Genomic DNA, 18,636 nt, shown 5'->3' on the forward strand with positions numbered 1-18,636 from the left:
GAAAGTAAACTCCAATGCTTCACAATCCTTCAAGATCAACAAGCAACCCAAATGTTAGCTAGTTTCAAGAGATTATGAAATTACGAAAACATACATATCTACTTCGCACAATAGCCACACGTTAGGTATAGTTTAAAAAACATATAAATTAACGAATTAACTCTTACGTGCTATAACATTTAACAGAGGTTAATTATGAGTGTTTTTAATATATATTGTGATGAAAGTTGCCACCTAGAAAGTGATAATTTTGGCCTAATGACCTTGGGATCTGTTTGGTGCCCTAGAGATAAAGTCAAAGAAATCTCTGACCGTATAAAAGAAATTAAAGTAAAGCATGGCCTTGCACCTCATATTGAATTGAAGTGGACAAAAATTTCTAATGCTAAAATTAAAATGTATCAAGAAATAATCGACTATTTCTTTGATGATGACGATCTTCATTTTCGTGGTTTAGTTGCTACAGACAAATCAAATCTCAATCACGAGAAGTACGGTCAAACACATGATGACTGGTACTATAAAATGTATTTCACATTGTTAAAGAATATTTTCTCATCTGGAAATCAATATCATATTATGGTCGACCACAAAGATACTCTTGGTTCAATAAAGGTTGAAAAGCTTCATGAAGTGTTAACCAACTCCATTTATGACTTTGATCGCAATATTGTGAAGTCTGCCAATATTATAACTTCTGACACAAGCACTTGCCTTCAATTAGCCGACCTATTTTCAGGTGCACTAAGTTATATAAATCGTTCATTGAACTCGAGTGAAGCAAAGTTAAAAGTAATTGAAAAAATAAAAAGTCGTAGCCATAGATCCCTAACAAAATCTACACTTCCGAGTGAACAAAAATTTAATGTTTTTATTTGGAGTCCTCAATAATGTCAGGATATCCAAGTTTAGAAAAATTTGAAGATCACCAAAGTGATTGGAATAAATACATTGAAGCAGTCTACGAGATATTTAAGCAGGATTTTGTGTATTCTACTCCTATTTGGAAACCTGACAACGCCCAAGTTAGAGCTAACTCAACTCCTATGTCTCAGCAGAAAGAATTTACATTTTGGCACATCACAAGCACAGGAAAGGTAGAAGAAGAGAGAATTCCTGATTTCAAACGTTGTGAAAGAATAAGGTACCCTAAATTTCTTATTACTAATTACCCAGGCAACTTAGTTCATGCATGGGAAAAAGATGTTAGAAGATCAAATGGTGGTATAGAAAAAAGGGTTCATATTTCTAATAATGACTTCTCTTACTTAGTAGTTTTATCTGCAAACAAGTCGAGTAAAAGGACCTTAATCACAGCATACTTTGTAGAAAAGGTTTATCAAAGAAAGAAGTTGGAGAAGGATCATAAGAAGTTTAAGCTTAAATAAAAAAGGGAACCCTTTAACAGCGTCCCCTAATATCTCTGTCTACGACTTGGTAGATGAGCTAAACATTATGTATAATTATCGGCTCAATTAATCAACCTCTTTAAGCTAAGTATAATATTTTTTCAAACTTTAATCAATACATCCTACATAAGCCACTGAAATCACTATACCTCGTAATAAATGTTCACTTTGATCAAATCTAAGCCCCTGTTTTTTCTTCAGAGTTAAGCCACGCTTAAACGCCTCCTAAATGCTTCTCGTCTAGAATGGCGATGTGAGACCGTACAAATTTTAACAATATCATTTATTTCCATAATCAAATTGGATTAATGAGTTAGTATGTGACAACCTTAAAGCTCGACTCCCAGAGAAGAACTCATGGATATGATATAAGAAACTGAATCAACGAACTAATCAGCCAATTTTGATAGGAATAAGTGGATTCAAAATCCGTCGGTAGTAACGCTGTCTAAAACCAAGTCTCGCCAGCATTAAATAAGCACCTACTCTAAATCATCAAATGTAATAGTCCACTTGTATGGATTAAACCCACAAGAAGAACCAGTAATTGTCGCTTTTGAAACTTGTGTAAATGAGTTAATCATTACCGAAGGAACTTCGACACGATCAAAAAGATATACTAGGCCAGTCGCTTCACTATCTTCTAAAAGATAAGTCATATGACCTGCATTTAAGCTCCATACAGCTGGATTGTATCCTTTAATACTATCGATAATATTAAATTCAACTTTAGTACAAGGTCCACTTACTTGAAGCTCAACTTTATATTGATTAGCAAGTTTAACTGCAACTTGAGTTTCTTCATTAGTTAGATTCTTTGTTACAGTCTTTGCCATAACATTTAGTGATACTAGTGAAATTAGAGCTATGATCATTGATTTCATCAATTATCTCCTGATTAAAGTTTTAAAAATACTTGTGACTTATAGCATGCGTGAACACTTAAACAAGAGAACATAAATAAAATACACATTAAAAAAGCCAGCTTTAAGCTGGCTTTTAATTATCTAGAAATTGTTGAAAGATTTGAGCACTTGTTAACTTTATAGAATTTTTGAAGTCCAACCGTTTTATCTCGATTATTGATGATTTCCATCATAATCTGTCCAAGACGATCGCCTCGTAAACCTTTTTGACCAAATTTATTATCAAGGTAATCTTGTGCTTCTTCTAGCGAAAGCTTTTTTCCATAAAATTCAATATTACGAACAACACCTTCGGCTTCTGCAAGAGAATACTTCTGACCTTCAACTTCAACTTCTTCACGTCCAAGCTCTCTTTGCATTGCGATCTTCTTTAGATAATTTCTTGCTGTGATAATACGACGAGCAAGGATCGCTGAATCATTATGAGATTTAATTCTCTTTCTATCAGCATTGTCTGCATCACCAAAGATATCATTATTAGTTGCGATGAAGTCATAACCTAGCTCTGAAAGTTTTTGAGCATATACCCAAATCTCTCTTGTCGTTTGCACATCAACACATGCGTTAAGTTGAGCATCTTCGCCAAGTTTTGCTGAATTACCAGACTTAGTGATCTCATAATTCTTTTCAAGATCTTTATACTTTTGATTAAAGTTTTTATTTTGCTCTTCAGAAAGGCTTCTCATTTTATCTAAGAACTCGCGTCCATACTTTCCATAAACATGGTTACGAACGATATCAAGAGACTTAATAATTTCTCTTAAATCACCATCTTTTGAATCTACAGAAGAATACTCTTTCTTTGCAATAATGGCAGCTAGGCGATTATCAACTTCAGAAATAGCACCATAAGCATCGGCAATCGCCTTCTCTCTCTTTTTTAGATCATCACTTTTAAGAAGCTCTTTATATTCTTTTACAGAGATACTCTCTTCACCTAGTGAGATTAAATATGTGTCATCAAAGTTGTCACGAGCCTTCTTTCTCTTAGCTTGAATATTATTTAGAACTCTATTGAATGAGCTGGCCATATCTGCAAGGAATAGCTGATTAAAATCCTTAACACTCATCTCCATAAGCTCCATTGCATTATCAAGTTTGCTTAGTTTTTGTTTGAAAAGCATATTTAAGAAACGATCCGCTCCTTGTGATTCTGCGATATATTCATTTAAGTATTCTTCTAGCAACGGTTTTGAGTAAGCTAATTCTCCTAGGATCTCAGCTTGTTGGTATGTTGCAGATTTACCAGGCTTATCAGAAAGAGGTGTTTTCATTTTCTCATAAAGACCTACTATTAGTTTTTCAACATCAGCATCAACTTTTGCAACTTCAGCTTCTTTAATTTTCTCAAACTCAGCTTCTACACTTTCTTTTGCCTTCGTAAGAGATTCTAACTCTTTCTTTACCTGCGCAACTAATGCTTTAGATATCTCTTTATCAGTATAATGTCTGTCCGTATCGATATCGAAAACCTCAAGGGCCTTTACTTGGTTTCTAACGTCGTAGTATGCACAGTTAAGCTTTACAAAAGTATTGATATCTTCTTCATTTTCAAACTGAAAACGGTCATTAAAAATATTGTTAATAAATCGTAAAATTGAAGCAACAGCTAATCCACCGTAGGCAACTGTTACACCAGATGGTGAGTATAAACCAAATTGCGAAAATGTTTGGATAACATCTGCCGAGCGCTGAAGAAATGGAGTTCTATCAAGACTTGAACACTTATTATTTGAAAAGAGCGTGTTTACTCCATTCATAACCTGCATTAAAGGGATACCATTAATATCTACTTCATCTGCAGAAGGAATAACATCAACTGTTTCTTTTCCCTGCTCTTCTTTTAACTTATTTAATTCCTCTTCAAGTTCATTTGAACTGTTAAGGACTTGTTCGATTAATGATTCATTACCATCAAAGCAGTCATCTTTGAAAACTGTTACAATGGCCTTTAAACTACTTAATGCTTCTTCATAAGAGCGCGTATTATTTAATGGACAAAATTCAGGACGTGTAAGCGGAAGCTTATTGCGAGTAACAACCTCTTTAATATTGCCACCAAGCTTTGAATCAAGCTTGCTATACTTTAGGGTTTTAACATAATTCTCAAAATCACCAGCTGTGGCAGTTACCGAAGTGGCCAATAAAAGAGACGACAGAACTGTAGACATTACTCTTTTCATAATTATCTTCCTCCAAAATTACGCATAGCAGGATTATGCCATTTTTATGAACGATAATTAGAAAATATAGGTTTTGCTGTAATAATTACTTAAGGTAACACACTGAAATCACGTCCAAACCTATCAGTTAACTAACATAAATAAGGTAGTTAGCTCTTGCTCATCAAGACTTTTATTTCATTTAAAACTTTTCGAACTTCACTATCGCTAAGATCAAGTGCTTTTAAGCAAGCTCTATTAACATGCTTGATAACCACAATACCTTTATCTAGAAGCCTCTTTTTCTCTCTCGCTCTTAGAGTCGATAAAACTGTAATTGGATAGATTCGATAGCGTTGAATCAAATCACAGAATGTATTCTTTTTTGGATAATTCATCGAAAATAACATTAAGTCGACACCCTTAGCATACTTAATTGCATCTTCTGAAAACTGTGTATTTGAAATTAAAGCATATTGAAAATTTAAGTGTGGATTAGCTTCTTTAATATCGAGATAACGAGCATAAACATAAAGAGGTATTTTCACATCATTTTTATAATACTTTCGATTATGAAACTTACACTCACAGTATATATCTCCGTCGGCCCTTGAAGCAACGACATCAACTTCATGTTTAACAAATTTTCCTTTCTTAACTACTGAAACTTGAGTTTTATACCCCTTGGCCCTTAACATTTCAGCACAAAGAATTTCAAATGGATATCCAGTTGGGCCTAATTTATAGATGGCCCTCTTAATATTGTAATTTGCAGCATCGAGTTTAGATCTTCTCTTCAGAGCACGGTAAGTCTTTTGATGAATTGCAGTTGAAGTTGAAAATGGATCAAGTTCTTCAGCAATTTCTTTAACAATCTCTTGGCTTGCTTTTTCAGAAACCCCTGCAGCTTCTAAACTTCTCTTAAATTTTTTCTTATCAAATTCTTCAAAAGTCTTATTAACTTTTTGAATAATATATTTAAGCTTTTTTGTTTTCTTACTCTTCTTGCTGCTTTTCATTATTTGACTACTGTTTTTAAGATTTCTACACCACTGATAATTTTATCCATAAATGATTTCTTACTATCAACAAAGTAAAAATTAGGATGAACTGACCATATCTCTTTTAACTTACGATCTAATTCAATTGCCTGTCTGTTTGTCTCACTTCGGTAGATATTATTACTCGTAATATCACCTCCGGAGTTGGCACCAGTTTCAAAAAATATGACTGCATCATAACGATTCAGTTCCTGTTCATAAGTAGAATTAATCTTATCGAAAAAAGACCCACAACCATCTGGCCAATATGCCATACCATCTAATGTTCCTCGGTCACAAAGAAGAATTTTACCTGGGTTTTGTTTTTCATAGATTGACTCTAAGTTTATTTGATAATCGTAGATCATTTTTTGAATATCTTTTACAACTTCAGCTCTTTTATCTCTTGCTACACCACTTTGAAAAACTGAAGTAGCAGCTTCGGGAACAACAACTATATTTTCAACTAACTCTCTTTTAAATAGATCTAGTGCAGTAGTCTTTCCTCCACCAGGTCCACCAGTAACAACAATTTTCATTATTCCCCCAAAATATAATCAACACCATCTTCAACATTGACAGCATCAACTCCTAAGTCCTCTTCAATCGTCTTAACAAAGTTAATCACAACAGTTTCTTCTCCATGATTAACAAATACTTTCTTTAAACGAGGGCCAGATTTTTTAATATATTCTATTAACTCGTCACGATCAGCATGGGCCGACATTGACTCTAATTTTTCGACATGGGCCCTGACATTCATCGTATGCCCAAGAAGATAGATTTCTTTTTCATTATCAACTAACTTTCGACCGATCGTCCCCTCACCTTGAAAGCCAGTTATTAGAACTGTATTATTCTCATGTTTTGCATACATATCCATATACTTAAGAATCTTCCCACCACTTATCATTCCTGAGGAACTTATTAGAATAAATGGCTTCTTAGCGCGAGCTAGTTTCTTTGTATCACTACTATATTCAACAAATCGTACTTTTTTCATTGCAGAGATAAATCGCTCAGAATCAACTTTTAACTTTTCGGCCATTTGCATATATAGCCTTGTTACACGAACTCCCATTGGAGTATCCAGATAAATTGGAATATCTATATCCGGATACTTCTCGAAAAGTTCAAATAGTGAGTAGATAATAACTTGAGTTCGTGCAACCGCAAAAGCAGGAATAAGAAGTACACCTTGAGTAGATATTATTCTCTTAATATGTTTTTTAAGTACTAATTGAGTATCTTCTTTCTTATGAAGGCGATCTCCATAAGTTGATTCAATCACAAGATAGTCTGATTCTGTTTCTTTATGAGGTGCCATGTGAATAAGATCATCCTTACGGCCAACGTCTCCTGAAAAACAGATTTTGGACTCTCCATTATCAAAGATAATACTAGAAGCACCTAAAATATGACCTGCTTCTTCAAAAATATAACGAAAGTCGTCTCCGTACCATTGACCTTGTTCTACAACTTTAAAATATGTCATTGTTTCATCTACATCATCAAGGCCATAGAGAACTTCTTTAATTTTCCTTTCTTTAAAATCGTACTCTTGAATATTTGCAGAATCTCTTAAGATTATTTCGACAATCTTCTTTGTTACTTCAGTACAATATATTTTACCCTTAAAGCCATTCTTAACTAATACAGGTAAGTAGCCAGAGTGGTCATAGTGAGCGTGAGTAAGAAAGATTGCATCAATTTTTGAAATATCAAAATCTGGAAGTTTTTGATTTAAATCACTTAAATCTTTTCCTCCCTGAAACATTCCACTATCGATGAGAATATTCTTACCATTTATATGTAGAAAAGTTTTTGATCCAGTTACCGTTGATGTAGCGCCATAAAATGTGAGTTTCATTTTTTCCATGGCATTAATTATATCGACAATTCCATCAAATTCATAACTAAAGTAAATAAAAAAGGGCCCGTGAGGCCCTTGTCTTTAATTATAAATTAAGAAATTAAGTGTTTGAGATGATCCTCGATAAATGAGGCGATGAAATAGTAGCTATGATCATATCCTTGGCGATAATTTACCGTTAGCTCTTGATTAAACTCTGCACAAATATCTTCAAAATTCTTTGTCTTTAATTGTTCTTCAAAGAATTCATCAGCAAGTCCTTGCTCAATCAATATTTTCTTTGCATGAGTCCTGCCACTCTTGATCAACTCACAAGCATCGTACTGCTTCCATAAATTCTCATCATTGCCTAAATACCCAGTAAAGGCTCTTTGCCCCCAAGGTACTTGCGTTGGATTTACGATTGGAGAGAACGCAGAGATAGCATGAAATAATTCAGGATTATTTAAGCCGATAACAAGTGCTCCGTGCCCACCCATTGAGTGACCAGTAATCGAAAGCTTTGCATTTCCAAAGGCATCCTTTAGTAATGGAACAAACTCATTAACGATATAATCATACATCTTATAATGATCTTTATAACCATCTGTAGTCGCATTTAAGTAAAACCCAGCACCTGAACCAAAATCATAACTATCATGCTCACCAGGAAGCTCAAGTCCTCTTGGAGAAGTATCAGGACAAACGATCATTGTATTTGACTTAGCAAGGTGAAATTGAGCACCTGCTTTTGTTATGAAATTCTCTTCCGTACATGTAAGGCCAGATAACCAAATGATTATATTTTCAATTTTATCAGTATTAGGCTTGAAGTATGAAAACTTCATATCTGTCTTTGTAACTTTTGATGAGTGGAGACAGAATGCTGTCTCCCCTTCAAATGATTTATGACTTTTTAATTTTTCAAAGCTCATGAATTAACCTTCAGCATTAAAATCAATAACAGTTCTAATTGCCTTACCTTCGTGCATTAGATCGAAAGCTTCATTGATTTTTTCTAATGGTAATTTGAAAGTTACAAGATCATCAAGATTAATTTCGCCTGACATATAACGATCAACATAACCTGGAAGTTCTGTTCTCCCCTTTACACCACCAAAGGCACTACCACGCCAAACACGTCCAGTTACTAGTTGGAATGGACGAGTACTGATTTCTTGACCTGCACCTGCTACACCAATAATAATTGATTCACCCCAACCTTTGTGACAACACTCTAGAGCTGCTCTCATTAAGTTAACGTTACCAACGCACTCAAACGAGTAATCAACACCACCGTCAGTAAGTTCAACGATAACATCTTGAATTGGCTTGTCATAATTTTTAGGGTTAACAAAGTCAGTTGCACCAAACTTCATTGCCATTTCTTTCTTATCATCATTAATATCAATAGCAATAATTCTTCCAGCTTTTGCCATCTTTGCACCTTGTAGTACCGATAGCCCAATTCCACCAAGTCCGAATACTGCAATTGTTGCACCTTCTTCAACTTTAGCAGTATTGAAAACTGCACCGATTCCAGTTGTTACACCACAACCAAGAAGGCAGATTTTATCTAGAGGAGCTTCTTTACTAACTTTTGCAAGAGATACTTCAGCAACAACTGTGTATTCAGCAAAAGTAGAAGTTCCCATATAGTGATGAATCATTTTTCCATCTTTAGAGAAACGGCTTGTTCCATCTGGCATAAGACCTCTACCTTGTGTCTCACGAACAGAAGAACAAAGATTTGTTTTTCCTGATTTACACATTTTACAAACACCACACTCAGCAGTGTATAGAGGAATAACGTGATCACCAACTTCAACACTAGTTACACCTTCACCTACTTCAACAACAACTCCACCACCTTCGTGACCAAGAATTACAGGAAATAGACCTTCTGGATCTGCTCCAGAAAGAGTGAATGCATCAGTATGACAAACACCTGTAGCATGCATTTTTACAAGAACCTCTCCCTTCTTTGGTCCTTCTAAATCAACTTCTTCAATTTTAAGTGGCTCATTTGGGCCCCAAGCAACAGCAGCTTTTACTTTCATATATACCTCCAGAAAAATATTCTTTTATCTTGATGCATCATTATATATTGAAACCAAATTGTTGACAATTGTGACATCATTCGACACATTGTTTACATATGGAAACAATAAAGGATTTAAGTCATATTTATAGTTTTATAAAAGTTGCACAATTTCGATCATTTACGAAAGCAGCAGATGCCCTTAATGTCTCTCGTTCACATTTAAGTAAAGCAGTGAAGGAACTAGAAGACAAACTTGGTCAACCACTTCTAAAAAGAAATACGCGCTTCATTGACTTCACAGACTTCGGTAAAAACTACTTTGAAATATGTGCAATTCATATCCAAGAAATAGAAAGATTTACTAAACAATCTAAAGAGAGCTATGAATCCACTAAAGATAAAATAAGAATCTCTTTGGCCGGAGCATATGGAGAAGATATCATTGCTCCAATGATTTCAAATATCATGATGAAACATCCGGGAATCGAAGCAGAACTTGAGTTCTCTACTGAGCTAATTGATATAACTTCTCATGAGTTTGATCTTGCTATTCGTGTAACAGCTAAAAAGCCAAAGAAAGGTTTTGCTATTCAAATTGCTGATCGTAAAGAATTTGTCTGCGCATCACCAAATTATCTAAATAAGTTTGGACATCCCAAAAAACCAAAAGACCTTAGCTCTCACAATTGTCTCATTGGAAATAATGATACCTGGCAATTCTATAATGAAGATCAAAAAGAAAGTATTAAAGTAAGAGGAAATTTTAAGAGCTCCAATGGACGAGCACAAATGAACGCAGCTCTTCAAGGTCTTGGTATTTGTAAACTACCTGGTGTTTATGTTTTAGATCATATTAGAAATAAGACGTTATTGCCTTTGCTTAGTGAGTACACGGATCAGTCGATTCCGATTTGGGCCGTTATGCCATCAAAGAAATCAATTTCACCGACAGTGAAATTGATCCTTCAAGAATTTGGTGTTGTACTTTTTTAAACTGCAGCTCCATTTCTATTTTCATATTGCGAAACAAATGAATACATAACTTCATTTTCATAGTTCATATGTCGGCATAGATTATCAACGGCCTGTCTTACTTTTAGATAAAGATTCTCCCATTCTGGGCAACTCTCTTCTTGTAGTTCATAATTTTGCACCATTTGAATTAGACCTCTAAGTTCTTCTTCTTGTTCCAAATGCTCATTAGTCATTTCTTTAATATACTCATATGCATCGCTACAATTTTCCCTAAGTATTAAAGGAAAAATATATCGCTCTTCATTTTGCATATCCGCTTCAAGTGTAATCCAAAATCTCAAAAGAAATTCAGAGATACCGCTTGGGGCCCCATGCTTACCTTTTGATGATTCTCCTACAGCCTGAGATAAAATAATTAGACTTTTAAACTCTGTACGAATTTGTTGATGAAAAGAAACAAGCTTGGCCACCTGATCTTTAAAATTTGAAACTTTACTCACTTACTTTACCCCTGCAGTAATATCTATACTTCAAACAAGTATAGCAACCTACGCATGGCGCAATATGATCTACGTCAGCTTTGTTGTTTTATGACCTAAATCAACTTCTACTATTTAGCTAATTTTAAGTTTTAAATCTGATGGAGAAACTATATCAACACTATGCCCATCATAAATTTGGTAAGAATTTATCATCTGTGCAAATATCTCACCTTCGTAATTTAAATGCTCCTCAAGTGTTCTAACAACTTCGGTAGTACGATTAACAAGCTCTTTCCAAAGCTCACATGAATTCTCATTAACTTTGTATTGTAAAACATAATCCACCAGAACTTTCAGTTCACTCTTTAATTTAGAGTGAGTTCTCAATGCTTCATTCGCCTTTTCATAAGCTCGTCTATCAATGTCTTTTATTAATGAAGGAAAGATATATTTTTCCTCTTTTTGAGTAAGGGCCTCGAGAGTTACCCAGAATTTAATCAAAAAGTTGGTGATATCCTTTGGCACATCGATATGGTTTTTACAAACTCTATCGACTTCTTGAGACAGGACAATTAATTCCTTAAAGGCCCTACTCACTTTTTGATGTTCTTCCACGAGGCCATCGACCTCTCCCAGCAGTACATCGGTCATTCTCTCCCCCTTGCGATGGTTTAAATGCTAAACAATTATATCCTATTTAGGGGAAATACTTTGTGTGTGTTCTATTAATCTTTGACACTAACGATAAAATTAATCGAAATTTCGATAAATTGAATTTCAAAAACAATCTTATTTTATTGGTTTAAACATAGATAGTTTCAGATCTAAGATCTCACCCATCCATAGCGTATTTTGAGTATGATCTAGATAATCATCTCCAGTATTTGCATGAGTAAAAACGGTAAGCCCACTTCTATTTTCAAGTAACCAAGGAATCATGTCATTTAACTTTTCTGGAGAAAATAAGAACTGACAACTCCAGCGAGGGTGAGGCCCTACTTCTTTTTGATGTGCTCTTCCTACTTCAACATAACTTAATTTCTTAACCTGCTCGATAACCTCTAGGGCCTTCTCGTAAGTTGATTCATCGTAATATAAGTGTGCATGATATGATGTAATTTCCATGTACGCATCTTCTTAAATTTTTTCTTAAATTGCAACTTCTCCTTCAACAATATTAAAATCAATTTATTTAAAAGGGATAAATAATATGAAATCTGAAGTTCGATTAATCAGACTTATCTGTGTTCTTGCGTTAGGAGTATTTATTTGGCATCAACAAATCCCAGATGGATTAGAGCCTAAAGCGTGGTATCTCTTTGCTATCTTTTTAAGTACCATCTTAGGTATTATTATTAAGGCAATGCCAATGGGCTCAATGTGTATGGTAGGACTTGCTATAAGTCTTTTTACTCAAACATTGAAAATTAAAGCTGAAGCCTTATCTGGATTTTCTAATAGTACAATATGGCTAATTGTTATCGCCTTCTTCATTGCAAATGGGTTCGTAAAAACAGGACTTGGCGCACGTATCGCTTATTACTTTGTCTTCTTACTTGGGAGAAGAACACTTGGACTTGCTTATGGACTTGCAATAAGTGATCTCATTCTCGCTCCAGCAACTCCCTCAAACACCGCACGCGGTGGAGGTATTATTTTTCCTATTATGAAGTCTTTAAGCCTCAGCTATGACTCAAAACCTAACGATCCTACAAATAGAAAGATTGGTCACTTTCTTACCTTGAGCTGCTTTCAAGTATGTATGGTTACTTCAGCAATGTTTATTACTTCAATGGCGGCAAATCCATTAATACAACAATTTGCTGCAGATAATGGCGTTAAAATCACATGGGGAGGATGGGCGTTGGCTGCTATTTTACCCGGCATAATATCTTTAATCGCTGTCCCTTATGTCATCTACAAAGTTTACCCTCCTTCAATTAAAGAAACACCTGGTGCACAAGAAATTGCCAAAATGAAACTTGAAGAAATGGGTAAGATGAAAGTACAAGAGTGGACAATGATTGCAACTTTCATCTTTCTTATCGTCTTTTGGATTTTTGGAAGTACCTTAAATATAAACGCTACAACAACTGCTTTTGGAGGACTATCTATTCTTCTTATTACAGGTGTTTTAACGTGGGATGATATTAAGTCAGAAAAAGGTGCATGGGACACACTTATATGGTTTGGCGTTCTAGTTATGATGGCAGATTTTTTAAATAAGTTTGGCTTTGTCCCATGGTTTAGTAAGTATGTTGCAAACGAAGTCTCAACTCTTGCATGGACAATTGCATTTCCAATTCTAGCAGGCATCTATTTTTACTCTCATTACTTCTTTGCATCTGCTACAGCACATGTAACAGCAATGGCAGCAGTATTCATAGGAGTGGGCGTACAGGTTGGAGTCCCACCATATCTCATGGCCATCACTCTTGGCTTTTTTTCAAACCTCTTTGGTTCATTAACTCACTATGGCTCAGGACCGGCCCCAGTATTCTTTGGTTCAGGTTATGTTGATTTATCAGACTGGTGGAAAATGGGATTTCTCATATCAATTGTAAACATTCTGATATGGTTGATTATAGGAGGAGCATGGTGGAAGTTTCTGGGATTATTTTAAAAGCTTTGCCTTTAATAAACTGAAATTCATTCTGGCAATATTAGAAATAGAAATCCCTTCAGGACATTCTATCTCACATGCCCCAGTAAATGAGCAATGACCAAAATCCTCTAACTCCATCTGTTTTGTCATGGACAAAGTTCTTCTTCCTTCTTCAACTTTTCCCTGCGGTAAAAGATTTAAGTGGGTCAATTTTGCAGAAGTAAATAAAGCTGCCGAAGCATTTTTACAAGTTGCAATACATGCACCACACCCAATACATGCAGCAGAATCCATTGATAAATCAGCAACCTCTTTTCCAATAAGTATTGAGTTAGCCTCAGGAGCTGTTCCAGTCTTAGCTGTTATATACCCTCCACTCTCAACAATTCGATCTAGAGCACTTCTGTCAACAACAAGATCTTTAATTATTGGGAATGATTTCGCACGCCAAGGCTCGACAGTTATTACTTGATTATCACTAAAGCTTCTCATATGAAGCTGACATGTTGTTGTATTAGCATGTGGCCCATGAGCTCTTCCATTGATAAAAACACCACATTGGCCACATATGCCTTCTCGACAATCATAATCGTAAGCAATGACCTTCTCGCCTTTTAAAACGAGACTTTCATTAAGCATATCAAGTGCTTCGAGAAAGGACATATCTCTACTAATATTTTCAAGTTCGTATTCGACAAATTGACCATCAACTTTTGAATTATCTTGTCGCCAAATCTTAAAAGTTACTCTCATTGCTACCTACTTGTATGATCTGATTGTTGGTTTAATATATTCAAAATTGAGTTCTTCGCGATGTAATTGATACTCACCACTAGAGTACTCCCAAGCAGACACATAACTGTACTCATCATCATTACGAACTGCTTCACCTTCAGGACTCTGGTACTCTTCTCGAAAGTGAGCACCACACGACTCTTCTCTTTGAAGAGCATCAAGACACATAAGTTCACCTAGCTCAATAAAGTCAGCTAAACGAAGTGCCTTTTCTAATTCGGGATTTAACTCATTATTAGAACCAGTAACTTTAACATTTTTCCAAAATTCAGATTTTAATTCTTTTATTTCAGAAATTGCTTTTTCAAGACCGGCCTTATTGCGACTCATAGCACACTCTTGCCACATAATTTTACCGAGTTCTCGATGGTAATGATCAACTGTTTTCAAACCATCGATTTTAAGAAGCATCTTTATACGTGCTTCAACTTCTTCAAGACATTTAGAAAATTCGTCATGAGATATATCTGGTTGATCATATTTCATTTCATCGGCAAGATAGTTATTAATTGTATTTGGTAAAATGAAATAACCATCAATACTTGCCTGTAAAAGAGAGTTTGCACCTAAGCGATTAGCACCATGATCTGAATAATTACATTCACCTATTGCGTAAAGGCCAGGTACCGTTGTCATCAATTCATAATCAACCCAAAGCCCTCCCATTGAGAAGTGGGCAGCAGGTGAAATCATCATTGGTTCTTGATAAGCATTAATTCCAGTTATCTTTTCATACATTTGAAAAAGGTTCCCATAGCGGTCTTTTATCACCTCAATTCCCAGCCTTTCAATTGCATGTTTAAAATCTAAATAGACAGCATTCTTAAGTACACCGACACCATGACCTGAATCGATTTGCTCTTTTGCTGAACGAGAAGAAATATCACGAGGTGCCAAGTTTCCAAAACTAGGATATTTTCTCTCAAGATAATAGTCTCTATCCTCTTCAGGGATCTCATTGGCCTTTCGACTATCTCCAGCTTTCTTAGGAACCCAAATTCTCCCATCATTTCTCAATGACTCAGACATAAGAGTAAGTTTTGATTGTAATTCGCTCGATTGAGGAAGTGCAGTTGGGTGAATCTGTGTAAAGCTAGGTGCTGCAAAAAAAGCACCTTTCTTATGGGCCGCCCAAATGGCTGAACCATTACAACCAATTGCCAAAGTAGATAATCTGAAAACGCGAGAATAACCACCAGTTGCTAATACGACAGCATTTGCCATGAATTTCTTTAGTTCACCAGTTTCTAAATTACGTGTGATAACACCCTTTGCTTTTCCATCGATAATAACGAGATCAAGCATTTCAGTACGAGGATGCATCTTAACACTACCTTGCTTTACCATTTTTGAAAGTTGAGAATAAGCAGCAAGAAGTAGTTGCTGACCAGTCTGTCCTCTTGCATAGAAAGTGCGTTGAACTTGTACACCTCCAAAGCTTCGATTAGTTAGTACACCACCGTATTCTCTAGCAAATGGAACACCTTGCTGTGTAAAATGATCAATAAGAGGAGCCGAAAGCTCTGCAAGACGATATACATTTGCTTCACGTGAGCGAAAATCACCACCTTTTAAAGTATCATAAAACATTCGCCAAACACTATCACCATCATGCTGATAATTTTTAGCTGCATTAACTCCACCTTGGGCAGCAACAGAGTGAGCACGACGTGCAGAATCTTGATAACAAAAGCAATCTACATTGTAGCCAAGTTCACCAAGCGTAGCTGCCGCACCAGCACCTGCAAGACCAGAGCCAACAACAATAATTGAAACTTTCTTTCGATTTGCAGGATTAAGTAACTTACTTTCTGCTTGATAAGTAGACCATTTTGATTTTAATTCTCCATTAGGAATTTTTGCATCTAACATTACAGTTTCTCCCTAATAAAAATAACAATAGGAATAATTGCGAAGCCGAAAGTGATAATTAATGAAAAAAATCGACTACACTTATCTAGAACTTGTATATGCTTTAATCGATAGAATCCTAGTGTTTTGAACGCACTCGATAGGCCATGATTTATATGGGCGCCAAGAGGAATCATAAGTAGAGAATAAAAAATAACATAGAATGGATTCTTAAATAATTGAGTTGTAATTAAATAGATATCTTTATGGCCACTAGAATCTATCGGAATGCTCTGTCCAAAGCCTAACTTCACTCGTGCCCAAAAATTTCCCATGTGAACAACAATAAATATTAATATAATGAATCCAAGAAGCCCCATATTTTGGGAAGTCCAAGTCGTCACTTCACTATTATCTTTAAAAGCGTAATCAACTCCTTGTGAGCGTGAATTTTTTATCGTTACTCGTACCGCCATATATGTATGAATCAAAATAGCCAAATAGAGAAAAATTGAGACGACTTTGATAAGAAGATTTTCTGCCAATGTATGTGAATACAAATTATAAAGAGATTGAGCGTGAAATTTAGGCAATAGTAAAATTAAGTTTCCACCGAGATGAACAATAAGAAATAAGCACAAGAATAAACCAGTAAATGCTAAGATATACTTTCTAAAAAACAACATATAAACATCCCTTCTTTAAAAGAATTATAAATTAGGGAGTTCATAAAACCTAGATAAAATATAGTAAAAAAAAGGGCACTGTGAAAGTGCCCTTTATTTTATTTGATATGAATGACAGTTATTATGCAGCTTTCTTTGTCTCAGAATTTTCTGATTTTTTATGAAAGTTTACAACATTATTAACTGCTCTTGCTGCTGACCTGATTTGAGCAACAATTAATCCTCTTAAATCAGTAATATCTTCACCAATGTGGATAACAGCTTGGCTTAATTCTGTCGATGCAGCCTTAAGATCATGTGCCGACTGATTTGTTAAACTTGCAGAACTTGAAATTTCCTGCATTGCTCTACTAACTTCTTCGACCCCAATTAACTGCTCTTTTGAAGCATTTGCCACTTCATTAGAGTTAGCTGAAACCTCATCAAAATTTCTTAGTACTTGAGTAAATACTTCCTGACATTGATTACTAATCTCAACACTTTTGTTAATTTTGTCTCGACTCATATTTAATGATTCATTTACATGCTTACTTGAATCATCAACAATCTCAGTTACTCTTTTTAAGCTATTAACAAGTAGTTTAGAAATTTCATCAGCAGAGTCACCACTCATTTTAGCAAGATTCCCTACTTCTTCTGCTACAACAGAAAAACCTTTACCGTTCTCTCCTGCTCTTGCTGCTTCAACAGACGCATTGAAAGAAAGTAGCTTTGTTTGAAAAACAATATCGTTAATCACTTGCGTTTTAGCGTTAATTTCTTCAAATACAGAGATAATTTCATTTAATTCGCTATTACTCTTTTCAACAGTATTTGCTAGTGCAGTCGTACTACTATCAACATCCTTAACACCACGTCCTAAATCTCCTAGAGACTTTACACCATCAGTAACAAGCTCCTGACTTTTTTGAATCAGAGAAGCTACATTATTAGATCCATCAGTATTGCTCTTAATCATTTGAGAAATCTCATGTAGAGAGCTCGATGTCTCTGTTGCTGCTGCTGAAAGTTGCTCAGAAATAGAGCTAAGTGCAACTGACTTATTTTTAAAAGTATTAGATACTTTCTCTAAATTTTGCCCCTCATGAGAAATTGACTCAACGATATTATTGATACGTCCATCGATTCTTCTTGCCATAAAAATACAAATACCAACAGAACCGAATAAGCTAATAACTGAGATAATAGACATTAAGAAGATCGAATTAGAATAAGTCTCATCTGCGTCCTTAAATTCAGCATCTCCCATTCCTAAAATAAGCTCTTGTAATTGATCTAAACTATCTCTTGCATTCTCAAATGTAGAGTTAACTGGCCCAAGAGAATTAGAAATCAATTGTGACTTATTAAATCTCTTAAACTCACCATCTTTATTAAGAGGAAACTTTTCTGCTGCAGTTCTTTCAAATGCTTCTAGCCCCTCGTTAAATTTTTTCGAAATTTCAATTTCCTTAGGTGAATCACCTAGAACAGTATACTTTTTGAAGCGATCAACAACTTGCTGCTTATTAGTAAAGTAGTCATCAGCTAATGCTTTCTTCTGTTTTTCAGTTAGTCCCTCTAGAAGTAGCGTTCTTTCCGCAACCAACATCTGCTGAAAGTCACGGTCGGCTTGTACTAGACTGTTAATACTAGGAAGTCTCTTAGAAAATACTGTATAAAGATGTGACTTCACTGATGTTAATGATTGATATCCCACAAATGCAATAACTAGCTGTATGGCAAGCATAGTAGCTGATAGTGCAATAAGCTGTTTCTTAATTGTCCATTGTCCTTTCATAACCCCTCAATCTCTCCCCAAAATTCTAT

The 18,636-nt window shown here is 35.2% G+C and carries 18 protein-coding genes; 4 read left to right on the top strand and 14 right to left on the bottom strand.

What is annotated here, in order from left to right; translation table 11 throughout:
- Nucleotides 1-195 precede the first annotated feature (195 nt).
- Both ACMAYS_RS13170 and ACMAYS_RS13175 read left to right on the top strand, forming a co-directional pair.
- Nucleotides 196-891, top strand: coding sequence for a DUF3800 domain-containing protein (locus ACMAYS_RS13170; RefSeq protein WP_412463437.1), 696 nt, complete (start codon nt 196-198; stop codon nt 889-891).
- A complete protein-coding gene (locus ACMAYS_RS13175; protein WP_412463438.1) occupies nt 891-1,388 on the top strand; it encodes a hypothetical protein in 498 nt (165 codons plus the stop codon). The genes ACMAYS_RS13170 and ACMAYS_RS13175 overlap by 1 nt, the downstream gene beginning before the upstream one ends.
- 503 nt (nt 1,389-1,891) lie before the next feature.
- Here ACMAYS_RS13175 and ACMAYS_RS13180 read toward each other — a convergent pair.
- From ACMAYS_RS13180 to ACMAYS_RS13210, 7 genes are all read right to left on the bottom strand, one after another.
- The gene (locus tag ACMAYS_RS13180) at nt 1,892-2,293 is read right to left on the bottom strand and encodes a hypothetical protein (RefSeq protein WP_412463439.1); all 402 of its coding nucleotides are present in this window, start codon (nt 2,291-2,293) and stop codon (nt 1,892-1,894) included.
- 119 nt (nt 2,294-2,412) lie between these two features.
- The gene (locus tag ACMAYS_RS13185; protein WP_412463440.1) at nt 2,413-4,518 is read right to left on the bottom strand and encodes a hypothetical protein; all 2,106 of its coding nucleotides are present in this window, start codon (nt 4,516-4,518) and stop codon (nt 2,413-2,415) included.
- A 149-nt stretch (nt 4,519-4,667) separates the two neighbouring features.
- Nucleotides 4,668-5,516, bottom strand: a complete 849-nt coding sequence (locus tag ACMAYS_RS13190) for a restriction endonuclease (RefSeq protein ID WP_392993503.1) — start codon at nt 5,514-5,516, stop codon at nt 4,668-4,670.
- Nucleotides 5,516-6,076, bottom strand: coding sequence for an AAA family ATPase (locus tag ACMAYS_RS13195; protein WP_392993506.1), 561 nt, complete (start codon nt 6,074-6,076; stop codon nt 5,516-5,518). The genes ACMAYS_RS13190 and ACMAYS_RS13195 overlap by 1 nt, the downstream gene beginning before the upstream one ends.
- On the bottom strand, nt 6,076-7,416 hold the full coding sequence (locus ACMAYS_RS13200; RefSeq protein ID WP_412463441.1) for an MBL fold metallo-hydrolase RNA specificity domain-containing protein: 1,341 nt from the start codon (nt 7,414-7,416) through the stop codon (nt 6,076-6,078). The genes ACMAYS_RS13195 and ACMAYS_RS13200 overlap by 1 nt, the downstream gene beginning before the upstream one ends.
- Before the next feature lie 86 nt (nt 7,417-7,502).
- Nucleotides 7,503-8,324 carry an S-formylglutathione hydrolase gene (gene fghA, locus ACMAYS_RS13205; protein WP_412463442.1) on the bottom strand — a complete coding sequence of 274 codons (822 nt, stop codon included), beginning with the start codon at nt 8,322-8,324 and terminating at the stop codon, nt 7,503-7,505.
- A 3-nt stretch (nt 8,325-8,327) separates the two neighbouring features.
- Nucleotides 8,328-9,449 (bottom strand): S-(hydroxymethyl)glutathione dehydrogenase/class III alcohol dehydrogenase, encoded by a 1,122-nt coding sequence (locus tag ACMAYS_RS13210; protein WP_103217687.1) that lies wholly within the window; start codon nt 9,447-9,449, stop codon nt 8,328-8,330.
- 98 nt (nt 9,450-9,547) lie between these two features.
- Here ACMAYS_RS13210 and ACMAYS_RS13215 point away from each other — a divergent pair, with 98 nt between their 5' ends.
- Entirely contained in the window at nt 9,548-10,426 is an 879-nt protein-coding gene (locus tag ACMAYS_RS13215) for a LysR family transcriptional regulator (protein WP_412463443.1), read from the top strand.
- Here the strand turns inward: ACMAYS_RS13215 and ACMAYS_RS13220 are convergent.
- From ACMAYS_RS13220 to ACMAYS_RS13230, 3 genes are all read right to left on the bottom strand, one after another.
- A complete protein-coding gene (locus ACMAYS_RS13220) occupies nt 10,423-10,908 on the bottom strand; it encodes a hemerythrin domain-containing protein (RefSeq protein WP_103217685.1) in 486 nt (161 codons plus the stop codon). The genes ACMAYS_RS13215 and ACMAYS_RS13220 overlap by 4 nt on opposite strands.
- A gap of 114 nt (nt 10,909-11,022) precedes the next feature.
- A complete protein-coding gene (locus ACMAYS_RS13225; protein WP_392993517.1) occupies nt 11,023-11,541 on the bottom strand; it encodes a hemerythrin domain-containing protein in 519 nt (172 codons plus the stop codon).
- Between the two features lie 138 nt (nt 11,542-11,679).
- Nucleotides 11,680-12,015 (bottom strand): DOPA 4,5-dioxygenase family protein, encoded by a 336-nt coding sequence (locus tag ACMAYS_RS13230; protein WP_103217683.1) that lies wholly within the window; start codon nt 12,013-12,015, stop codon nt 11,680-11,682.
- 85 nt (nt 12,016-12,100) lie between these two features.
- Between ACMAYS_RS13230 and ACMAYS_RS13235 the strand changes: the two genes are divergently transcribed.
- Complete coding sequence (locus ACMAYS_RS13235) at nt 12,101-13,513, top strand: anion permease (protein WP_103217682.1); 1,413 nt, start codon at nt 12,101-12,103, stop codon at nt 13,511-13,513.
- Here ACMAYS_RS13235 and ACMAYS_RS13240 read toward each other — a convergent pair.
- From ACMAYS_RS13240 to ACMAYS_RS13255, 4 genes are all read right to left on the bottom strand, one after another.
- The gene (locus ACMAYS_RS13240) at nt 13,505-14,248 is read right to left on the bottom strand and encodes a succinate dehydrogenase/fumarate reductase iron-sulfur subunit (protein ID WP_103217681.1); all 744 of its coding nucleotides are present in this window, start codon (nt 14,246-14,248) and stop codon (nt 13,505-13,507) included. The two genes, ACMAYS_RS13235 and ACMAYS_RS13240, sit on opposite strands and share 9 nt — an antisense overlap.
- Nucleotides 14,249-14,254: 6 nt before the next feature.
- Nucleotides 14,255-16,162 carry a fumarate reductase/succinate dehydrogenase flavoprotein subunit gene (locus ACMAYS_RS13245; RefSeq protein WP_412463444.1) on the bottom strand — a complete coding sequence of 636 codons (1,908 nt, stop codon included), beginning with the start codon at nt 16,160-16,162 and terminating at the stop codon, nt 14,255-14,257.
- On the bottom strand, nt 16,162-16,827 hold the full coding sequence (locus ACMAYS_RS13250) for a succinate dehydrogenase cytochrome b subunit (protein ID WP_103217679.1): 666 nt from the start codon (nt 16,825-16,827) through the stop codon (nt 16,162-16,164). The genes ACMAYS_RS13245 and ACMAYS_RS13250 overlap by 1 nt, the downstream gene beginning before the upstream one ends.
- Nucleotides 16,828-16,948: 121 nt before the next feature.
- Nucleotides 16,949-18,607, bottom strand: a complete 1,659-nt coding sequence (locus tag ACMAYS_RS13255) for a methyl-accepting chemotaxis protein (RefSeq protein ID WP_392993519.1) — start codon at nt 18,605-18,607, stop codon at nt 16,949-16,951.
- Between the last annotated feature and the right edge of the window lie 29 nt (nt 18,608-18,636).

Origin of the sequence: Halobacteriovorax sp. RT-2-6 (assembly GCF_047085025.1) — a bacterium.
In the GTDB taxonomy this organism is placed as follows: domain Bacteria; phylum Bdellovibrionota; class Bacteriovoracia; order Bacteriovoracales; family Bacteriovoracaceae; genus Halobacteriovorax_A.

What these genes read in the sequence shown, in the direction of transcription:
- ACMAYS_RS13170 (WP_412463437.1), top strand. Translation starts at nt 196, where the DNA reads ATGAGTGTTTTTAATATATATTGTGATGAAAGTTGCCACCTAGAAAGT.
- ACMAYS_RS13175 (WP_412463438.1), top strand. Translation starts at nt 891, where the DNA reads ATGTCAGGATATCCAAGTTTAGAAAAATTTGAAGATCACCAAAGTGAT.
- ACMAYS_RS13180 (WP_412463439.1), bottom strand. Translation starts at nt 2,293, where the DNA reads ATGAAATCAATGATCATAGCTCTAATTTCACTAGTATCACTAAATGTT.
- ACMAYS_RS13185 (WP_412463440.1), bottom strand. Translation starts at nt 4,518, where the DNA reads ATGAAAAGAGTAATGTCTACAGTTCTGTCGTCTCTTTTATTGGCCACT.
- ACMAYS_RS13190 (WP_392993503.1), bottom strand. Translation starts at nt 5,516, where the DNA reads ATGAAAAGCAGCAAGAAGAGTAAGAAAACAAAAAAGCTTAAATATATT.
- ACMAYS_RS13195 (WP_392993506.1), bottom strand. Translation starts at nt 6,076, where the DNA reads ATGAAAATTGTTGTTACTGGTGGACCTGGTGGAGGAAAGACTACTGCA.
- ACMAYS_RS13200 (WP_412463441.1), bottom strand. Translation starts at nt 7,416, where the DNA reads ATGGAAAAAATGAAACTCACATTTTATGGCGCTACATCAACGGTAACT.
- fghA (WP_412463442.1), bottom strand. Translation starts at nt 8,324, where the DNA reads ATGAGCTTTGAAAAATTAAAAAGTCATAAATCATTTGAAGGGGAGACA.
- ACMAYS_RS13210 (WP_103217687.1), bottom strand. Translation starts at nt 9,449, where the DNA reads ATGAAAGTAAAAGCTGCTGTTGCTTGGGGCCCAAATGAGCCACTTAAA.
- ACMAYS_RS13215 (WP_412463443.1), top strand. Translation starts at nt 9,548, where the DNA reads ATGGAAACAATAAAGGATTTAAGTCATATTTATAGTTTTATAAAAGTT.
- ACMAYS_RS13225 (WP_392993517.1), bottom strand. Translation starts at nt 11,541, where the DNA reads ATGACCGATGTACTGCTGGGAGAGGTCGATGGCCTCGTGGAAGAACAT.
- ACMAYS_RS13230 (WP_103217683.1), bottom strand. Translation starts at nt 12,015, where the DNA reads ATGGAAATTACATCATATCATGCACACTTATATTACGATGAATCAACT.
- ACMAYS_RS13235 (WP_103217682.1), top strand. Translation starts at nt 12,101, where the DNA reads ATGAAATCTGAAGTTCGATTAATCAGACTTATCTGTGTTCTTGCGTTA.
- ACMAYS_RS13240 (WP_103217681.1), bottom strand. Translation starts at nt 14,248, where the DNA reads ATGAGAGTAACTTTTAAGATTTGGCGACAAGATAATTCAAAAGTTGAT.
- ACMAYS_RS13245 (WP_412463444.1), bottom strand. Translation starts at nt 16,162, where the DNA reads ATGTTAGATGCAAAAATTCCTAATGGAGAATTAAAATCAAAATGGTCT.
- ACMAYS_RS13250 (WP_103217679.1), bottom strand. Translation starts at nt 16,827, where the DNA reads ATGTTGTTTTTTAGAAAGTATATCTTAGCATTTACTGGTTTATTCTTG.
- ACMAYS_RS13255 (WP_392993519.1), bottom strand. Translation starts at nt 18,607, where the DNA reads ATGAAAGGACAATGGACAATTAAGAAACAGCTTATTGCACTATCAGCT.